Source organism: Acinetobacter sp. ANC_7635 (assembly GCF_056779945.1).
This window is the reverse complement of sequence record NZ_JBWYIS010000002.1, coordinates 155,369-174,749: the sequence shown is the minus strand read 5'-3', so window position 1 is coordinate 174,749 and position 19,381 is coordinate 155,369. Positions and strand designations below refer to the sequence as shown.

Annotated in this window: 17 protein-coding genes; 6 read left to right on the top strand and 11 right to left on the bottom strand. The window is 36.8% G+C overall.

Going from position 1 to position 19,381, the window contains the following annotated elements:
* Nucleotides 1-297: 297 nt before the first annotated feature.
* Together AC1M89_RS04785 and AC1M89_RS04780 are read left to right on the top strand one after the other, a co-directional pair.
* Nucleotides 298-1,500, top strand: a complete 1,203-nt coding sequence (locus tag AC1M89_RS04785) for an iron-containing alcohol dehydrogenase (RefSeq protein ID WP_481608818.1) — start codon at nucleotides 298-300, stop codon at nucleotides 1,498-1,500.
* Between the two features lie 79 nt (nucleotides 1,501-1,579).
* Complete coding sequence (locus AC1M89_RS04780) at nucleotides 1,580-2,383, top strand: enoyl-CoA hydratase-related protein (RefSeq protein WP_481608817.1); 804 nt, start codon at nucleotides 1,580-1,582, stop codon at nucleotides 2,381-2,383.
* Between the two features lie 29 nt (nucleotides 2,384-2,412).
* Here the strand turns inward: AC1M89_RS04780 and rapA are convergent, their stop codons facing one another.
* The 8 genes from rapA to AC1M89_RS04740 form a co-directional block, all read right to left on the bottom strand.
* Nucleotides 2,413-5,250, bottom strand: a complete 2,838-nt coding sequence (gene rapA, locus AC1M89_RS04775; RefSeq protein ID WP_481595938.1) for an RNA polymerase-associated protein RapA — start codon at nucleotides 5,248-5,250, stop codon at nucleotides 2,413-2,415.
* 203 nt (nucleotides 5,251-5,453) lie between these two features.
* Nucleotides 5,454-6,098 carry an RluA family pseudouridine synthase gene (locus AC1M89_RS04770; protein WP_180028829.1) on the bottom strand — a complete coding sequence of 215 codons (645 nt, stop codon included), beginning with the start codon at nucleotides 6,096-6,098 and terminating at the stop codon, nucleotides 5,454-5,456.
* 160 nt (nucleotides 6,099-6,258) lie between these two features.
* The gene (locus tag AC1M89_RS04765; protein ID WP_481595992.1) at nucleotides 6,259-6,969 is read right to left on the bottom strand and encodes a phosphopantetheine-binding protein; all 711 of its coding nucleotides are present in this window, start codon (nucleotides 6,967-6,969) and stop codon (nucleotides 6,259-6,261) included.
* Nucleotides 6,970-6,976: 7 nt separating this feature from the next.
* On the bottom strand, nucleotides 6,977-7,393 hold the full coding sequence (locus tag AC1M89_RS04760; protein WP_035267160.1) for a GlcG/HbpS family heme-binding protein: 417 nt from the start codon (nucleotides 7,391-7,393) through the stop codon (nucleotides 6,977-6,979).
* Between the two features lie 89 nt (nucleotides 7,394-7,482).
* Nucleotides 7,483-8,781, bottom strand: a complete 1,299-nt coding sequence (gene hemL / locus AC1M89_RS04755; RefSeq protein ID WP_481586402.1) for a glutamate-1-semialdehyde 2,1-aminomutase — start codon at nucleotides 8,779-8,781, stop codon at nucleotides 7,483-7,485.
* Between the two features lie 31 nt (nucleotides 8,782-8,812).
* Entirely contained in the window at nucleotides 8,813-9,433 is a 621-nt protein-coding gene (gene thiE, locus AC1M89_RS04750; RefSeq protein ID WP_481586403.1) for a thiamine phosphate synthase, read from the bottom strand.
* A 502-nt stretch (nucleotides 9,434-9,935) separates the two neighbouring features.
* Nucleotides 9,936-10,610, bottom strand: a complete 675-nt coding sequence (locus AC1M89_RS04745) for an HAD family hydrolase (RefSeq protein ID WP_481608816.1) — start codon at nucleotides 10,608-10,610, stop codon at nucleotides 9,936-9,938.
* Between the two features lie 296 nt (nucleotides 10,611-10,906).
* Nucleotides 10,907-11,287: an Mpo1-like protein gene (locus AC1M89_RS04740; protein WP_035268687.1), complete on the bottom strand. Its 381-nt coding sequence runs from the start codon at nucleotides 11,285-11,287 to the stop codon at nucleotides 10,907-10,909.
* Nucleotides 11,288-11,502: 215 nt separating this feature from the next.
* On the opposite strand from AC1M89_RS04740, the gene AC1M89_RS04735 reads away from it, so the two are divergent.
* Nucleotides 11,503-12,969, top strand: a complete 1,467-nt coding sequence (locus tag AC1M89_RS04735; RefSeq protein ID WP_481613985.1) for a CYTH domain-containing protein — start codon at nucleotides 11,503-11,505, stop codon at nucleotides 12,967-12,969.
* Between the two features lie 39 nt (nucleotides 12,970-13,008).
* Here the strand turns inward: AC1M89_RS04735 and AC1M89_RS04730 are convergent, their stop codons facing one another.
* Complete coding sequence (locus AC1M89_RS04730) at nucleotides 13,009-13,656, bottom strand: TetR/AcrR family transcriptional regulator (protein WP_481595933.1); 648 nt, start codon at nucleotides 13,654-13,656, stop codon at nucleotides 13,009-13,011.
* A gap of 135 nt (nucleotides 13,657-13,791) precedes the next feature.
* Between AC1M89_RS04730 and AC1M89_RS04725 the strand changes: the two genes are divergently transcribed.
* From AC1M89_RS04725 to AC1M89_RS04715, 3 genes are all read left to right on the top strand, one after another.
* Nucleotides 13,792-15,012: an MFS transporter gene (locus AC1M89_RS04725; RefSeq protein ID WP_481614021.1), complete on the top strand. Its 1,221-nt coding sequence runs from the start codon at nucleotides 13,792-13,794 to the stop codon at nucleotides 15,010-15,012.
* A 396-nt stretch (nucleotides 15,013-15,408) separates the two neighbouring features.
* Nucleotides 15,409-15,633: a hypothetical protein gene (locus AC1M89_RS04720; RefSeq protein ID WP_180028591.1), complete on the top strand. Its 225-nt coding sequence runs from the start codon at nucleotides 15,409-15,411 to the stop codon at nucleotides 15,631-15,633.
* A 383-nt stretch (nucleotides 15,634-16,016) separates the two neighbouring features.
* Nucleotides 16,017-16,706, top strand: a complete 690-nt coding sequence (locus tag AC1M89_RS04715; protein ID WP_092767123.1) for an aspartate/glutamate racemase family protein — start codon at nucleotides 16,017-16,019, stop codon at nucleotides 16,704-16,706.
* Nucleotides 16,707-16,874: 168 nt separating this feature from the next.
* Here AC1M89_RS04715 and AC1M89_RS04710 read toward each other — a convergent pair whose 3' ends face one another.
* On the bottom strand, nucleotides 16,875-18,584 hold the full coding sequence (locus AC1M89_RS04710) for an ATP-binding cassette domain-containing protein (RefSeq protein ID WP_481613984.1): 1,710 nt from the start codon (nucleotides 18,582-18,584) through the stop codon (nucleotides 16,875-16,877).
* Nucleotides 18,585-18,726: 142 nt separating this feature from the next.
* A complete protein-coding gene (locus AC1M89_RS04705; RefSeq protein WP_481613983.1) occupies nucleotides 18,727-19,359 on the bottom strand; it encodes a hypothetical protein in 633 nt (210 codons plus the stop codon).
* Nucleotides 19,360-19,381: the final 22 nt, after the last annotated feature.

Genomic DNA, 19,381 nt, shown 5'->3' with positions numbered 1-19,381 from the left:
CATCATTGTTGTTATGTAATGACTCATAACCGAAAGCTGATTTAATCGTTTTAAACTCGTCCTGAGTTCCTGATTGCCGAGTAAAAACTACAGCTTTACGATTTAAATTTTCGAATTATTTTCTATTTTCTATCATGAATTCTGATCAAAATCCAACCATTATTTTGCTCAGTTTAATAGCGCTATATTTTTGATAAAATTGTAATTTAAGACCAATGTGTTGATGATTATCGCCAATGTACTTGGACAATGATTATCCTATAACTAAATCAAACTCATGGATAGAGATTGATCATTATGGCTCAGATTGCCACTATTTTACGTGCAAAAACTCAACTCATGGCTGTCAAAGCCCTCACCCTTGCAATCCCAGTATCACATCCTCTCGTATTTGCGGGTAAAGATTCATCAATGCAATTGTGTGGCAATATTGCTCAGCTCGGCATGAAAAAAGTGATGATTGTGACTGATGCAGTATTGGTCAAATTAGGTGTCATACAACCCATTCAAGATCAATTACAGCACAATGGGATTGAAGTTGTTATTTTCTCTGATGTAAAACCTGATCCAACTTGTGAAATTGTCGAAAAATCTCTAGCACTGTTTAAAAATACCGCATGCGATAGCGTATTGGGTATAGGGGGTGGTTCGACGATTGATACAGCAAAAGTATTAGCGCTCGCAGCCGCAAACCATAAATCGCCTAAACAACTTTTTGGAATTTTAAAAAGCCGTAAACCTGCATATCCATTGTTCGTGATTCCGACCACCGCAGGTACAGGTTCTGAAGTTACCATTGCCGCAGTTATTTCAGACAGTGAAACTCATATTAAAGGCTTAGTTATTGATCCCAAAGTCGTTCCATTAGCAACTGCTTTAGATCCCGTCATCATGAAAGGCATGCCACCTGCTATCACTGCTGACACTGGTATTGATGCCCTTACTCATGCAATTGAATCGTGGGTAAGCGGATTCGCCAACAAACAATCAGATTATTACGCCAGTGCAGCCATGAAATTGATCATGGAAAATTTAAAAACTGCATTTGAAGATGGTCAGAATATTGCAGCACGTGAAGCAATGGCGCTCGGTTCTCATTATGCTGGTTTGGCAATGAATAGTGCTGGAATTGGCTATGTACATGCTTTGGCGCATCAATTAGGGACTCAATATCAAATCCCACACGGACGCGCTAATGCCATTATCTTGCCTCATGTTCTAGAATTTAATCGTAAAGCATCAGAAAAACGCTTAGCACTAGCAGCGAAGAAAATTGGTTTAAGCTCGTCACACACTTCGGATGAACAAGCCGCAAATATATTCATTCAAAGCGTAAAGCAATTACTCAAAGATTTGAAAATCGATACTGAGATTCCGAATTTAAAAAAGCAAGATTTCCCAGAGATGATTAAATCTGCTTTTACTGAAGCCCATGGAATTTATGCCGTACCAAAATACATGAATTATTCAGATGCTGAGCAAATTTTAAATCGACTTTAATGCCAATAAGGCACGAACAAAAGCTCAGTATACAATCGTGTCTACTGAGCTTTTTTAATTTGCGACAAGGAATGCCGCCATGTTAAAAAATTTAGATTCACTAAACCCTTTTATTCATGTCACGATTGAGAATAGAATCCTGACCATCAAAATTGATCACCCCGAGCAAAAAAATGCTTTAAATGGGGAAATGTACAATGACATTGCAAAAATATTGGATGCGGCAGATCAATCTCAACAAGTGAATGTTGTGATTTTACAGGGTAACGAACAGGATTTTACCGCAGGAAATGATCTGAAAGATTTTATGTCTGCCGCTCAAAAATATGTTGGTTTAGCCGCTGATGCTACACCACCCTTTGTCTTCCTAAAAGCGATCGCAAGATTTTCTAAACCTATTATTGCTGCGGTACGTGGCTGCACTATAGGCGTTGGCGTCACTATGCTATTTCACTGTGACATGGTATACGCCCACCCCGATACAGAATTTCAAATTCCATTTGTAAGTTTGGGATTATCTGTAGAGGGTGGCACCAGCCTTCTTTTCACTGAGTTGGCTGGTTATCATATGGCTGCCGAATTATTGCTCACAGGTCGAAAATTTTCAGCGGAAGAAGCGCTAAAATGTCGAATCATCAATCAGATTTGCGAGCAACCTGAACAATTAGCTTTGCAGCGAGCTCAACAGATGAGTCAACTGCCAATGACCACGCTAAAAATTATTAAAAAACAAATTCGACCCGAGCAAGATCAAATTCTGAATTGTATTGTTCAGGAAGCTGAGGTTGTTGCAGAACGTTTAACATCACCTGAAATGATTGAAGCCGTGATGGCTTTCTTACAAAAAAGAAAACCTGACTTCAATCAATTTCTGCAGTCCTAAAAAAAGCACCCTAGGGTGCTTTTTTTATTTTATGGCTTTACCACCACCAAGACTCGAATCGCTTCAGGCGTTACAGCTAAACCTTCTAAAAGGCTTAAGCCTTCTTTTTGAAGCTTCTGCAAACGTGCAATTTCATCTTCGCGAATACTTGGGTTAAATTGTTTCAAATAACTTAAACGATCAATTTCATATTGCCATTTATTGCTATAGATTTCTTTCGCTTGCTGTTTTAATTCAGGCAAAGCACCTTTTGCAATGTCTAAAGCTTGTGCATAACGTTGTTCAACGACATCACGACGTGCTTTCACCACTTGGCGACAACTATTACCGTCAAGATGATGTAAGTATGGTTTCAAAATATCTGGTGCAATTTTAGCTGATAAATCTTGGCCTTTTTCACTTAATAACACACGAATCAATTGTGTTGGTAAACTCGCTGGCAAGTTCAATGCTTTCGGTGCAATCACATCCACTTTGAACCACACCTCAACTAAAACTGAACCTTGTGGTAAAGCTGCAGATTTCAATAACGCCACATTGGTACTACCAAACGATTGCGTATTGATCATTTCCATGACACTTTCAGTGAAAGGATGCTCTAGCGTTATGTATTGCGCATCTTCACGGATCTGAGCCTGATCACGATAGAACGTCACGGTCATGCCTTCCTCATCCAAAGTCAGACCTTGGACTTGCATTTGATCAGTAGGCTTAATAATCACCGTGCCATTACTTTGCTCATCAAAATCAATATTGGTTGACGCCATGAAGCGTTTCATAAACATTGGCAAAGTCGTATTGTCATCATACTCTTCAAGCGCTTGCACAATTTCTTGCGCAACCATTGGGCGACAAGAATTGTATTCCAATAAACGATCACGTCCTGCTTGTAGCTCTTGCTCTAAAGCTTCTCGTTGCACACTTACAGCTTCAAGCAAATCTTCAAAGGCTTGACCTTTATCAGCCAACAAGCAATCTTTAAGATCAATAATAAAGTTTTCTTGTAAGGTTTGCGCGGTCGGAGAAATATTGCTGAAAATATTTAATGCTTCATTGTACCAACGGAACATACGCTCTTGTGCAGTGCCCACTAAATATGGCACATGAATCTGAATACGGTTTTCTTGACCAATACGATCAAGTCGACCAATACGCTGTTCAAGAACATCAGGGTTCGCTGGCAAATCAAATAGAATTAAATCTGAAGCAAACTGGAAGTTACGACCTTCTGAACCAATTTCTGAACACAATAAAATCTGAGCACCATAGGAATCTTCTGCAAAATAAGCAGCTGCTTGGTCACGCTCTAATAGACTCATGCCTTCATGGAACATTGCTGTACGGATCCCTGCATGGATACGTAATGCATTTTCTAAAGCTTCAACTACAGGCCCACTACGCGCAATGAGTAAGACTTTTTTATGCTTTAACTGAGTACGGAGCATTTCCATAATCCACGTTACACGCGGATCAGTTTCCATCCAAGCCCCGTCCAATTGCGCTTCTTCTGGCCACATTTGTTCACGAAGTTTACCATCCATCGACCATCCTTCTGGCGCAGGTAATGGTGCAGGCTGACAATCACGACCAGGGAAGCCTTGAATCGCTTCACGTGTATTACGGAATAGTACACGTCCCGTACCGTGACGATCTAACAATTCATGAATTGCACGGAAACGCTGTTCTGGCTCATCTTCAATCTTGTGACCCAGTAACTGCTCAATTGCTTGGAAATGATCAGCTTCAAGGGGTTGATCCGACATCAGCACTTCCGCAATTTGAGCAGTTTGCTGATATTTTTCTTCTTCATCTAAGAAACGATCAAGTGAACTGAAACGTTGCGGATCGAGTAAACGTAAACGAGCAAAATGGGACTCAACACCTAACTGTTCCGGCGTTGCAGTCAGCAAAAGTACCCCTGCTGTTTTTTCAGCAAATTCTTCAACAAGGTCATAGCGGTCATTACCACCTTCTTCTTCTGACCACATCAAGTGATGTGCTTCATCCACCACAAGCAAATCAAAACCTGCTTCGAGCGCTTGCACACGTAAATCTTCATGGTCGATCATAAGATCAACAGACGCAATGATGCACTGTTCAGTTAAGAACGGATTCAATTCTGGATCATGTTCTTTGATCGAAGCAGTACGCGTTAAATCAAATAGCGAGAAATTCAAATTGAAACGGCGACGCATTTCAATCATCCACTGATATTGCAGCGAATCAGGAACTAAAACGAGGATGCGTTCAGAACGTCCTGTTTTAAGTTGCTGGTGTATGATTAAACCTGCTTCAATAGTTTTACCTAGACCAACTTCATCCGCCAATAAGACACGTGGAGCAAAGCGCTTACCTACTTCATGCGCGATATAAAATTGGTGAGGTATCAATCCAACACGAGCACCCACCATGCCACGTAATGGACTATTTTGCATATTAGCTTGCATTTGTAATGCTTCAATACGCAGGTCATACCATTCTTTATAATCAATTTGGCTTGCCAGTAAACGATCAAGTGGTTTAGACAATTGAATCGTCGCACCAACACGAGTTTCATTTAATGATTTACGTTCATCAGTACCATCTTGTAACTGACGAATGACGTTGTAACGAATAACGCCACCACGCTCTTCTAATGATTCGACTTTCCAGACGATGCCCTCTTGGTCTTGAAGCTCATCATTCACATTGAACACAATTCGAGATAAAGGTGCGTTACTACGTGCATAGACACGGGTTTCGTCACTTTTAGGAAAGAGGATACTAATTGATCGTTCATTTACATCAATCAAAACCCCTAAACCTAACTCTGTCTCTGTGTCTGATAACCAACGTTGACCAATAGCAAACTGCTGCAATTTTTCCACCTTATCTCAAGTTAGGACTGAAAACTTATGCTCAAACAGGAGATGATTTGAGCAAAATTTAACGTCTATAAGCAATATATTTTGACATAAAGCCCACCAAAAAGTGAGCAATATTTAGCACCGATCTATTTAATTGATCATAACCATAATTTCATCATGATCAGATCATAAAAATATTCGTATGCTGATTTTAAAATGTGTATTTAGAACGGCACTGGACAATGAAAGTTCAGTCGTTCACCGGTAACAGGATGATTGAAACTTAACTGCTCTGCATGCAAACAGAGTCGATCTTTCAAAGCTTGTTGCGCTGGTGTTGCATACAAAGTATCCCCTACGATGGGATGCCCTAAATGCTGCATGTGAACGCGAAGTTGATGTGCTCGACCTGTGATTGGCGTTAATTTTACGCGTGTCACCCACTGATCTTGAATTTGAAATTGTTCAACTGCTTCCCAATGCGTTAACGCTGCTTTATTGTGATGCGCATCTACGATATGCAATGGCGGACGCGATGGGTCGTAAATCACGGGAATATCTACAGTTCCTTGACCTTTTACACATCCCACGACTAGTGCTTGATAAGTTTTATCCGTTTCACGTTCTTGAAATTGGCGAGAGATCGATTTTTGACCTGTTTTACTGAGTCCAAACACCAATAAGCCTGATGTATCACGATCTAAACGATGAATCAGAAGCGTACGTGGTTCTTCTTGAAGAAGACGATTGATAACGCAATCTTGAAGATCAGGCGTTTTGCCCGGAACAGAAAGTAATCCAGCTGGTTTGTGAATCACCATAAAATCTTGATCACGATGAATGAGATGTTCCTGAAGAAAATGACTCAAATTTCTATTCCTAGCAGATCGTGAAAACAAGGCGGCAATAATAGAAAGCTTAGCGATAAATTACAATCTTGAAATGGACAAACAGTGATGATTTTTCCGATATCTGATAGAAATTAAATCAATCTAACGATTCAAATGAATTAAGTTTTGTTTGTGACATCTAGCAGTCTTTTCTCAGGATAGGAAGCAATTGAGAAAGTGTACAATTTTGCACAAATGATTCAAAATCTATATGTGCGCCATTGGCTCTCCACAAGCCAATCAAACTCACCATTGCGACTGAATCTAAGCCATAGTTCCGTAAATCTTGAAATGGATCAATTTCTAAAATATCGAATTCGAGGTATTCAGCAATAGACAGTAATATGCCCTTTTCAGAAAGAATAAATGAAGTCGGCGCACTTAATTCCAACATTCGAATCATGGCAGAGGTATTCATATGATGAATACCTTGTTCTACACAGTTCTCTATCCACTGTAAATGTTGGCTCTTCGTTTCTACATGAACAGCATCGTTCACCACACAAATTTGAGGAGTAATCGAAATGATATGCTGTAAAAGTTGCTTTATAGGTGAATTGATCATGCCAGAGACAATGAGTTGTTTCTTTTCTGCGAGCAATTCACCCAACTGCGCTACTTTAGAAAATGATTGCTGCTCTTCAATTTCAATCACTTCAATATCTAAAGCCTGAGCTTTTTTAATTAAGCGATTTAAATGAATTAATAATTCTTGATGTTGGTCATTGCTATATTCAGCTAAACGTTGAAATCCAAAAACCACCAAGACGCATTGTTCAGCTTGAATGGACCACTTTGCCAAACTCGCGCTGAGTTCAATTTTTTTGGGTGGTGTATAAAAATATGACATTGCCACTTTAATCAGCTAAAGCCAAGAAAACTTCTATGGCATGCAGCGCAATTTCAGCATCTTCAAAAGATTTAGCACCTGAAACTCCCACGGCTCCCACTAATTGCCCTTGATAAATAATGGGTTCCGCACCTTCTAACATTCCCGACAATGAGTGAACAGTCAGAAAACCCAATTGCCCATCTTTGATCAGCTCTTCAAAAATTTGAGATGGGTGGCGGCTCAAAGCTGAACATTTTGCTTTTTCAGCTGACAAATTCGCAGTCATCGGAGATGCACCATCCATGCGTTTCATTGCAAGTAAACTTCCAGTTTCATCTACAACAGAAATACTGACATTCAACTTTTTATCAATCGCATATTGTTGCGCACGCGTCAGTAAGAACTCCGCGTCTTCTAAAGTTAAATAATGTTTTAATTTCATTTCTATTTTAAGTCCGTGAATTTTATACGTGCAAAAAAGCCTACAGTATTTACACTGTAGGCTTATGTTAATAGATTTTCAAAAAAATTCTATTTTAAACGCGCAAATACATTCTTAGCTGCTTGAATAGTGAACGCAATATCTTCATCGGAATGCGCACTTGAGATAAAGCCGGCTTCAAAAGCAGAAGGCGCTAAATTTACACCTTCATCCAACATGCCATGGAAGAATTTACGGAACATTTCAACATCGCATTTCAACATTGAATCAAAGCTTGTGATGTCTTCTTGATCAGTGAAATACAATCCAAACATACCTCCAACCTGTTGAGTCTTAAATGGTATACCTGCTTCATCAGCGGCAGTCTGTAAACCAGTCAATAACTTTTCGAGCTGTGCGGTTAGATTTTCATAGAAACCTGGTTGACGAAGATGTTTAAACATCTCAATCCCAGCTCTCATTGCCAGCGGATTACCTGACAAAGTTCCCGCTTGATAAACTTTACCTAGAGGTGCAATACATTCCATCACTTCGCGCTTACCACCAAATGCGCCTACAGGAAGACCTGCACCAATAATTTTACCTAGCGTAGTTAAATCAGGTGTAACGCCGTAGTGTGCTTGAGCTCCACCTAATCCCACACGGAATCCAGTCATCACTTCATCAATAATGAATACTGAACCATGCTCATCACACACATCTCGAATGGCTTGCAAGAATCCATCAATTGGTTTGACCAAGTTCATGTTACCTGCAACAGGTTCAACAATAACACCCGCAATTTCGGAACCAAACTTAGCAAAACATTCTTTTAAAGTCGCAATATCATTGTATGGAAGCGTTAATGTATGTTTTGCAAAATCAGCAGGAACACCCGCAGATGTCGCCTCGCCTTCACCACTTGTGAGTAGACCAGAACCTGCTTTCACTAAAAGTGAATCTGAGTGACCATGGTAACAGCCCTCAAACTTAACAATCTTGTCACGACCTGTATACCCACGTGCAAGACGAATCGCAGTCATTGTTGCTTCTGTCCCTGAGTTGGTCATACGTACCAATTCAATCGACGGCATAATTTCACAGATAATATCTGCCAATGTCGTTTCATGCACTGTAGGTGCACCAAAACTTAGACCATCAACAGCGGCGTCTTGAACAGCTTTAATAATCGCAGGGTGTGCATGTCCTAAAATCATTGGTCCCCATGAACCCACATAATCTACATAGCGTTTGCCATCTACATCATACAGGTAGGCACCTTGAGCTTTTTCAATAAATACCGGCGTACCGCCTACACCATTAAAAGCACGTACTGGAGAATTCACACCACCAGGAATATGTTTGCTGGCTTGTTTAAATAGTTGTTCTTGCTTAGGAGATAAACTCATGAAAATCACTCAACTCGAAAAAGTAAAAAATTTAAGCTTGTTTAGCAAATAGCTCTGACCAGTCGTAAACACGTTGACCAACAGTTGACATAGACCGACCCAATACATCGCTAATGACAGCACAAAGATCTGCTCCAGCAGCAATCACTTCAGCGCCATTTTCAACCGTCAAACCTCCAATCGCGCAAATAGGTACATTTAATTTTGCTTTTGCAGCTTTTAATGTTTCTAAACCAATATTACCTGCTTCAGGTTTGCTTTGTGTCGCATAAATTGCGCCGAATGCTACATAATTTGCGCCGTCTGCGATCGCTTGCTCAGCTAGTTCAATAGAATTATTACAACTACGTCCAATTAAGACGTTTTTTGGCAATCTTTCCACAGCCTCTTGGATTGAACCATCATCTTGACCAAGATGCACACCCACGCCATATTTGACTGCGGCCTCTAAATCATCATTGATGACAAAAGGAACCTTATATTGATTACACATATTCTTCATGTATTCAATTTCATAAGCTTGATCTTCTTTCGCAACGTTTTTACGACGATACTGAAGTACTGCAACTTCATAAGTTGCCATCGCTCCTTCAAGCTTTGCTAATAGAAGTTCAATAGGATCATCGTTGGTGATTAAATACAAACCGCGCATAAAGAATAACTCTAGGCAAATACTAAAAATTTAAAACATTATAGGACAAAGCCTTGGAAGAACACATTCATAATTAGTATGAAAACACCTTTTGGCATGTTATGTACAGTAAATGCATAAAGGATTCCCTCTTCCATTAAAGTACAGTCAATAATTTTGTATAATCTCAATTATATTAAATAGATGCGTTTAATTATTTGATTCAGTACTTAATTCATGATGTTTGATAACTTCATCAATAATCAATCGTAAAACTTGCCGGCAACTAATGGACTTAAATAGCTTCATCAGAAAGTTTTTTAAAATTAACAATTTGATTGTTTTCTCTTTCAGAGATCTACTGAGGGTAACTCAGATTAAGTCTTTAATTTTACTAGTTTTATTAGTTTAGTTAAAGCGCTCGGATAGTATCAAAATGAGTGAAGCACCAATATTATCAATACATTTTCTTAATTCATTCAATTTTATAAAACGTTTTCATATAAATTAATTTTATCATTCATCATAAGCCCCCATTATTTATTCTATTGATGGCTCGCTCTAATTCATCATAATGATGAATACTCTCATCTGTAATTGCTTTTTTTAGTATTGTATTTGGGTGAAAAAAAATAGTTTTCATACCAACATTTTTTGCACCTTCTATATCAGCTTTAGGATTGTCACCAATAAAAATACAATCAGAAGGTGTACAATTTAACTGGTTACAAGCGTAAGCAAATATTTTTTTATCGGGCTTTCTCAAGCCAATCGCTTCTGAAACTATGATAGTCGAGAAATATTCGGTAAGACCTAAAGCATAAAAATTATGTTCCTGAAATGGGCTTTTTCCATTGGAGACTAACCCAATCTTATATCCCTTTTGATAAAGATCTGAAATGACTTTTTGGACGTCATCAAAACCAATTGAAAATTTATTGAAATCAGTAATGTAAGAATTAAGTAATTCATCAACAGTAAATTTTTTTATATTAAAATCTTTGATTAATTGACTGTAAACTATATCTTTCCAAACATTTCCATTATCATCCAATTCAATAAATTTTTTTATAAATGCATCTTTTAGTTCTTGTGGTACTAATTGGAAAAAATTTACTTGCCAACTTATAAAACGAATAAGTGACTCATTCCTATTCAAAATAGTTTGATCCAAATCAAACAGAAGTATGTTTCGCATTAAAAATACTCACTCTCATAATAAAAGTTCTATATATAGTTCATCTTCTTTTTTTTCAGTATTATTTAAATTAACATAATATGTATTATATGCGGTTTATCAGAATAATACCGTTAACTCATCTAACTGAATACATTAATTTTTTTATTTAATCCCAATATTTATAATTTGGATTTATTCATTGGATGTTAAGCCTCTCCAGCTATCATATAATCATATTTTTGTGTAGCTTTCTTAAAACATTTCATGACAAAAAAAGCCCAGAATCTGCTGAGCTTTTTTAACAATATATAAATTTAGCTATCAATTTTATCAAATTTACGATCTTTCAAACTCAAGTTTCCGCGCAAAATATCCGATAACATTCTCCAGTCTGAAATAAAGCTATACAACGGTTGTTTAAAGCTTGCTGGCTTATTTTTTTCAAAAACAAAATGCCCCACCCACGCGCATGCGTAGCCTGAAACTAATCCGTAGACCAGATATTTAGCTTTACGCTGACGAATCGCTTGAGTAAAAAAATAAATACCGATTGAGCTACCTGCTGCATGTAAACGACGACTCATAATGCTGCGGTGCTCAGTCAAATAAAAACGATAAAATTCTGAGTAATTCTTGATGGGTAATTGAAGTTTAGCTTCTTCTTGCGATGAAGACGGCTCTACATAAGCATTCATTGTTGTATTCCTGTCCTTTTTTTGACCACCATAATTCAAAAAATCGCACTTGAAAAGCTTATCTTACAAATATTGTTATTAATCATTCATTCAATTAAATGTAAGTGAATTGTCAAGATTGTGGTTCTAACTGAATCAGTTACAATCCCCTTTAAATTAAAAGGCAATCAAATGTCTTACTTCTATGAAAATGATTGATCAATTAGGAAAATCACATGCTTGAAATTGAATTAAAGTTTCAGATCCCAGAAGCTCGACGGAATGCGATTTTAAAAGCAATCGATCTCAAAAAGTCTGAACTCATTCAAATGCAAGCAAAGTACTATGACACTCCTGATCGCCTACTCTCTCAGCATGGGATAGCCATTCGACAACGTCTTGAAAATACCAATTGGGTTCAAACCTTAAAAGCGACGAAAAGTAAAAGTCATTTACACCGTTTCGAACATAATCATGATTTAGGTAATCTTGAGGCTGCACCGAATTTAGATCTATCTATTTATTCGGATGATTCCGAAGCTTATGAGGTCTTAAATGACGCATTGAAAGGTGATTTTGACCAATTAGTCTTGCAGTTTGAAACAGACATTCAACGTACAGTTCGAGTGATTAGCTTTGAAGATGCTGAGATTGAAGTGAGTCTAGATATTGGCGTTGTACGATCAGGTGATCGAGAACATGAGATTCATGAAGTAGAGTTTGAACTCAAACAAGGAAAAGTTGAAACATTACTAGCGTTTAGTTTTGAGTGGGTCAAAAAATATCAACTTTGGCTAGACGTTCGAAGTAAGGCTGAGTTTGGTAATTTATTGGTTTCAAATTTAGTTGTAAGCCCAGCGCGAACTGAAAAAGAATGGATCGTTGCAAAAAAAGAAAGCGCAGAAAAAACAATTCGGATGATGATCGGTCATCATATGCAACATTTACTGCCGAATATTGCTGCGATTTCTGCGGAAGTGGCTGAACAGGAACACATCGAACAAGCACATATTGCTTTGAACTATTTGTTTTTAAGTCTATCTATTTTTAAAGACTGGACATCAAAGGGCACAGATAAATGGGCACATCAGTTATCTGCATTTAAAAGTCATTTTGAAAACCTAAAACATTATGAGCATATGCAACATACCTTAGGCGCTATTCTTCAAAACCCTAAAACTGCTGAAATGCTCAGCAAAGATGTGCTCTACGCCCGAGAAAAATTAAATAACTTAGTCAAATCTACCCAAAACGTTCAACACTATCTTGAACTTTTGAGTTTTAGTTTAGGCAATTCCAAGAAGGTGCAAACCCAAGACCTCAAAACCTATGCTCAAAATACGCTTCAACAGCAGTATAAAGTTTTACAGGAATGTCTGAATGAAGCTGATCCTTCTAACTTTGAAAGTCTTGACCAATTGGCAATACATTTAAGTGAATTAAAATTCAGTTTCCCAGTCTTAACACAAATTTTTGATGTGAAGAATTTACAAAAATACGGCAAGGCGCTTAATGATGCACATTATGCAGCTGAACAATATCAAGTATTGTCCTCCTCATCATCCTACTTACAGCAAACAGAATTAGAAGCCAGTGACTGGTTCGCCTTAGGTTGGTTGACGGCAAAGCAAGAAATTTACGCTGAAAAACTTTTGGAAGCGACTGAACAATTCCTAGTCAGTCGAAAATTTATCAAGTCATAAAATTCAAGTCAGAACTTTTCGTCAGTGAGAAGTTCTGACTTAAAAATGATCCCAAGTTTGGATCGCCATGTGTACAACGCTTTCCAATTGTTCAAAAGTTGCACCATCACGTGCTTGAAAGCTTAGTCCTTGCAAAATCGTCATATAATAATCTGTCATTGCCTGAATATTAGTTTGTGCACTAATTACACCTGAGGCTTGGGCAGCTAATAATTTTTCTAGTAAATTCGATTTAGATAGCTGTCTTTTTTCCGAAATTGATTGTTGTATTTGTTGATTTTGAATCGAACAGTTCATTGTCGACACGACCAACATACATCCTTTTGGTTTGTCTTTCTGCACCAGTCGTTTTAGATTTTCAATCAAATAAAGTTCCATTGCTAATTTTATGGAATGTGCCTGTTTAAAAATCATTTCCATCGAGCATGATTCATGCTTGAGATAATAGTCAATGCAACGATTAAAGAGCTCAGATTTATCACCATACGTACTATAAAGACTAGGTGCAGTGATTCCCATGGCGAATGTTAAGTCACTCATTGACGTGGCTTCATAACCGTATTTCCAAAATAGTGTCATGGCTTTTTCAAGTGCTTGTTCTTCATTAAAACACTTAGGACGTCCACGCCCCTTAGATATTGATTTGGTACTATCCATTTGATTTATTGGCTTTGAACTTTCCTGCATATTCAACCCAATTAATTTTATAATGATCATTAATAAATTAATTGACCCAGATCTTAAATTCAAATATTTTATTTTTATAACAATCATTATGAAATTATTTTCAAGGAGCGTTGGTCAATGAAATCTGAATCTCATATGACTGAAACCGCTGTTCATTCTCCATCTCCTACAGAAAATCAAGGTAATTGGTTTGCTGTTATTACACTTTCTATCACCGCTTTTATATTAGTGACCAGTGAGTTTCTCCCTATTGGTGTGCTCAATGCAATCGCATTAGATCTCAACATTTCAGTCGGTACTGCTGGCCTGTTCATTACCCTTCCAGGCGTGATGGGTGCTTTCGCAGCACCGCTTATCTCGGTCTGGGTGAAGCAACTTGATCGACGCTATTTATTAATCGCACTCACAGCGGTCATGGTCATTGCAAATTTCATTACGAGCTATTCAGAAAGTATCACTTGGATTCTATTGAGTCGCTTTTTCTTGGGTATCGCGATAGGCGGATTCTGGGCAACTGCAATCGCCTTAAGTGGTCGTGTTGCACCTCCTCACCTACCCATCGCCAAAGCAACAGCTATCGTTATGGCTGGCGTGACTCTGGCAACTGTGCTGGGTGTTCCGGTTGGAACATGGCTAAGTGAAATTTACGGTTGGCGTAATGCTTTTATGATCACCTCAGTGATTGGTGCCATTATTCTGTTATTTGAAATTAAATTCCTACCGAAATTACCGCCGACTTCAGCTATTCAATATAGTGATTTACCCGCATTGTTTCGAGATCCGAAAGCTCGTAAAGGGTTAATCATTATTTTATTTATCGGATTAGCGCATTTTTCAACGTACAGTTACTTGGCGCCATTCTATAAAAATGAAGCAGGATTTGATGGTTCAACCATCAGTTCATTACTTCTTATTTATGGAGCAGCAGGCTTCGTAGGCAATGCATTCTCCGGTTATAGCAGCAATATCAATGTCCGCTATACGCTTTTTGCTGTTGCATTGTGTTTAGCAATCGTATTCCTTACATTCCCTGTTTATGCCAAATTCTTAACTGGTGCATATATTCTTACAGCATTATGGGGTTTTGCTTTTGGTGCCTTTCCTACGACAGCCAATATCTGGATGTTTTTACATGCGCCACTTGCGGTTGAAAAAGGGATGCCTCTTTTTGTCAGTATGTTCCAAATCATGATTGCAGCAGGCGCTTTATTTGGTGGTTTTATGGTAGATCACTTCAATACCAGTACCTTAATTTACAGTGTTTTGATTTTTATCTCTTTAGCTGTAATTGCTGTATTTACACATAGTCGAGGATTGAATAATCCTAAAGCTCAGCAATGTACATCAATTAATTGAGTTGAGTTGAGTTGAGTTGAGTTGAGTTGAGTTGAGTTGAGTTGAGTTGAGTTGAGTTGAGTTGAGTGTAATTTTTTACGCTCAATTCTTAAATAATTCTATGAAATATAAACTCATTTCGTTGAGTGAAATCAATTTAAGAAATTAACGCGCTAAATTCTCAACCATCATTCAAATCGATCAATGCACCAATTCGGTGACATTTGCACAAAAATGATGAATTTTTTCATGAAAAATCCGTTAATCACTCCTCCATATTATTAATTATACCTAAATTATATATTTATCATTATTTATTAGTTGGCATACAAAATGCATTCATTATGATGAGTCTATCGTTTAACGCTAGTTATTCGATTTACTTGAAAATAAAATCAAACATGAATGGTGAATACAATGAATAATTCAAATCCAACAACTTTAAAAGAACTTACATTAGATGAAATTGAAGCAGTATCTGGTGCAGGTTTAGTGACTAATTTGCTTGGTACTGTCGGCTCTCTTGTAGGATTAAAAGATCCTTTAGTGAAAATTGGCACTGGCGTAAATGAAACACTTAATGGAACAATTGATTCACTAGGATTAGGTGTATTAAAAGGTGTTGTAGACACGTTGATTTAATTTTAAAAATCTTATGAACAATAGACTTTTTAATCTTTCAAATCACTCATCAAAAGGCTCATGAATGAGCCTTTTGATTGATATCCTATAAGATTTTGAACTAGAATGCTCTATACATGGATTGTTCAGCAATACAATAATTTTCCTCTATTTATGGCATCTAAGTTCGGGGTTAATGTGAATTCTTCCGATGAGAAGCTTACTCAACCATAAGATTGGTAAATTCTGCTGCTAAACTTATATACATTCATCCCTAAAAATACACATCAAAAGCTGAACTTTTCTCACTTTGATTAAGTCATTATTTTAAAAAGTAGCAATTTCATACTCGATAATTTTCATTATATTGATAAATTAAATATTTAATTTTTAAAGGTGCGAACTTGAAGACAATTGGTTTATTAGGTGGAATGAGTTGGGAGTCGACTGATTTGTACTATCAACAAATCAATAAGATGGTTCAAACGAAACTTGGCAAGTTACACTCTGCTAAGGTTATTCTTATTAGCGTAGATTTCGCTGAAATTGAGGAGTTACAACGCAAAGGATTATGGGAAGATGCAGGAATCTATTTAAGAGATCAAGCCATACAATTAGAAAAAGCAGGTGCAGATGGCATAGTACTTTGTACAAATACAATGCACAAAGTAGCAACTTATATTGAGGAATCAACCAACATACCATTTATTCATATAGCAGATGCGACAGCCATGGAAATCATGAGCCAGAAAATTACAAAAATTGGGCTGCTTGGTACTGCATTTACGATGGAACAAGATTTTTATAAAAGCAGATTGGAGGAAAAAGGACTTAAAGTAATAACACCTAATAAAGCGAGTAGAAAAATTGTTCATGATATTATTTACAACGAATTATGTTTAGGCATAATTAGCGAAGCTTCGCAAAAGAAATATATTCATATTGTCGAAGAATTAATATCTTCTGGCGCTGAAGGAATCATTTTAGGATGCACTGAGATTTGTATGCTTATAGGAGATCTAAAATTCTCAGTCCCTCTATTTGATACAACTTCTATTCATGCGCAAGCAGCTGTAGATTTTGTATTATCATAAATATTTCATAGCATAAAAATCATTCAGCTCATGCTAAAAAATATTTAACTGACATCAAAATCTATCATCAAGTACATGAATCGTTGCTCAAGACTAAATTTAATCAAATAAATACATATTTTAAAAATCGCTTTTTTTGATTGATATTCATGCCACAACAATCATCATTTAATCCTCATCGATAGAATTTAGAATGATGTTGAAATCAATAATTTCATCTGCGATTTCTGTCGCCATACGTTCATGAGAAATCATAATGACCGTTTCAACTCGCTCTTGAATAATTTTTAAAATTTTCGAACTTGTTTTCTCATCTAAGGCTGCTGTAGGTTCATCTAAGATCAGGAACTTTGGTTGTTTTAGTAATGCACGAATGATGTTCAATCGTTGTTTTTCACCACCAGAAAAATTTTTATAAATTTCTTGTATATCATCGTCTAACTCAATTTGATTTTTTTCCAGCAAATGGAGTAAATCAAACTCTTTTAGCCAATGTTTAAGCTCCTCATCAGAATATTTGATCTCAGTATTTTGAATCAAATTTTGTCTTAATGAGGTTGAATAAACGATCGGAGTTTGGCTGACCACAGCAATCTGATCAAATATCTTTTCTGAAAATACTGAAGTGATCTCTAAATTTCTAAAGAATAGTCGTCCAGATTTGATCTTTTCTATTCCCACCAAATAATTGAGGAAACTTGATTTTCCAATACCTGTTCGACCTTGAATTAAATATATTTTTCCACACACGATGTCTAAATTAAAATTTTCAATCGTCTGCTGACCTAGATCAAATGTCACATTTTGAAATGAATACGCCACCTCACTTTCTTTCTGTTCCTCAGCTGTTAGATCATTCGTACTGAATGACTCATGTTCCAATTCAAAATATTCTAGGTACTGATCAATAGCCACAATATGACCTTTCAAATGAATGATATTTTGAGACATCATCATTAAAGGAATGGTTAAACCTATAATATAGGTACTGACTAAAACAAAATCACCTGAACTAAAACTTTGATATTCAAACATATAGACTGATAAAACCATGAATACCAAAAGAAAAAATGACACAAATAACAGTTGATATATCATGAGATACTGAAGTTTTTTATAGGTATCCTGAGTCTTTATTTTATAGTCATCGATTCTGCGGCTAAACTCTTCAAATTCGTAATATTTCGAATGACTGAGTTTGATATCATAACTTTGTTGTAGTTTTTCAATCACAAATTGATTCAGTTGATTTCGAGCACCATACATAATCGTAAAGATATCTTGTGTCTTAAAGGTAATGATGAGCGATAAAGCAACTGTACAAGCTGAGAATACGAAAAAATACACACCAAATTCAAAATTTATCGTATTTCCGAGCACATACACCATACCTAAGATTTTAAATACCGTAGGTACAATAACAAAAAATATAGTAAAAATAATTGTACCAAGTGCTTCGCTGCCACGAATTAGATTTGCATTAAATACACCGATATCTTGTTGACGTTGATCTTTTAATTTCAAATCTAGAAAATTAAATACACCAGCTTTAAGCATGGATGCATCAACATTTCTGATCATCATAGACATGGCAAAATTATTTATATTCTTCATCCCTTCATTGATAAACCAAGCGAGTGCATAAGCAACGGCGAATAAATAGAGTAGATGAATTTGAAAAAAGTCTTGCATCGAATAGTAATGATCAGGCTCACTGGTCTGGTCAATCAGCAGCTTAAACAAATACGGTAAACCAACACTTGTACCAATAATTAAAATTTGAAGTATGGCTAAAACGAAGAATACACCTAATCCATTTTCATCATATTGACGAAATAACATCCACGCCTTTTTAAATTGTTCAATCTTTTCAGTCATAATTCTTTAAATTAGTTATTTTTTGTGATGACTATTTTAAACAATACTTATCAATAGGTTTGGATATTGATCGTAGAAGCTTTGTACTTATAAAGTAGCTAATCATTGATTCTAATGTCTAAACTAAGTTCAATCAGCCCAACTAACGATATTTTCCATAAATACGCCACGTGTTGTTATCCGCCAATGGATCGCTATATGAGTCATTTCGTTGCTTACGTGGTTTATCGCGAGCATCAACCAACTCGAAATGAGACTCAACACTTAAGACAATACCATTTACATAAAAACGTGTTCTCGTATATTCACTTTGCCCATGCTGAAATACATAAGTTCTTAAATCTATAAATTCGCGATGCGCAACTAATGCAGCAGTGTCATCATGATCCAACCAGCGACTCATTGCTAAAACTTGTTCAGGCTCAAACTGCCCACACTTCTCTAACACACTGGCAATACCACGAAAAGTCTTTGATTCCTTTGCACGTGTTTTGTTAATGCGAATTCGGTCTACATGAAAATAAAACAGCGGTAAATTTAGATGACTCGGTAAATGAATGGCATCTAAAACCTCGTCTTCCATAAAAGGTTCAAATAAATCTTGTGCCCTTTCGATTAGACCTGTCCACTGCTGGTAATATGCAGCAACTTGCTCTTTGCTACCATAATAAATGGGTAGACCTTCGACATTTGCAAGATCGACAGGTGGCCAAATATTCTGTCTCAGTAACGCAATATCACTTTTTAAATTTTGAACTGCGATAGCATCTTGCATAGAAAGGCTCATAAAAATTACT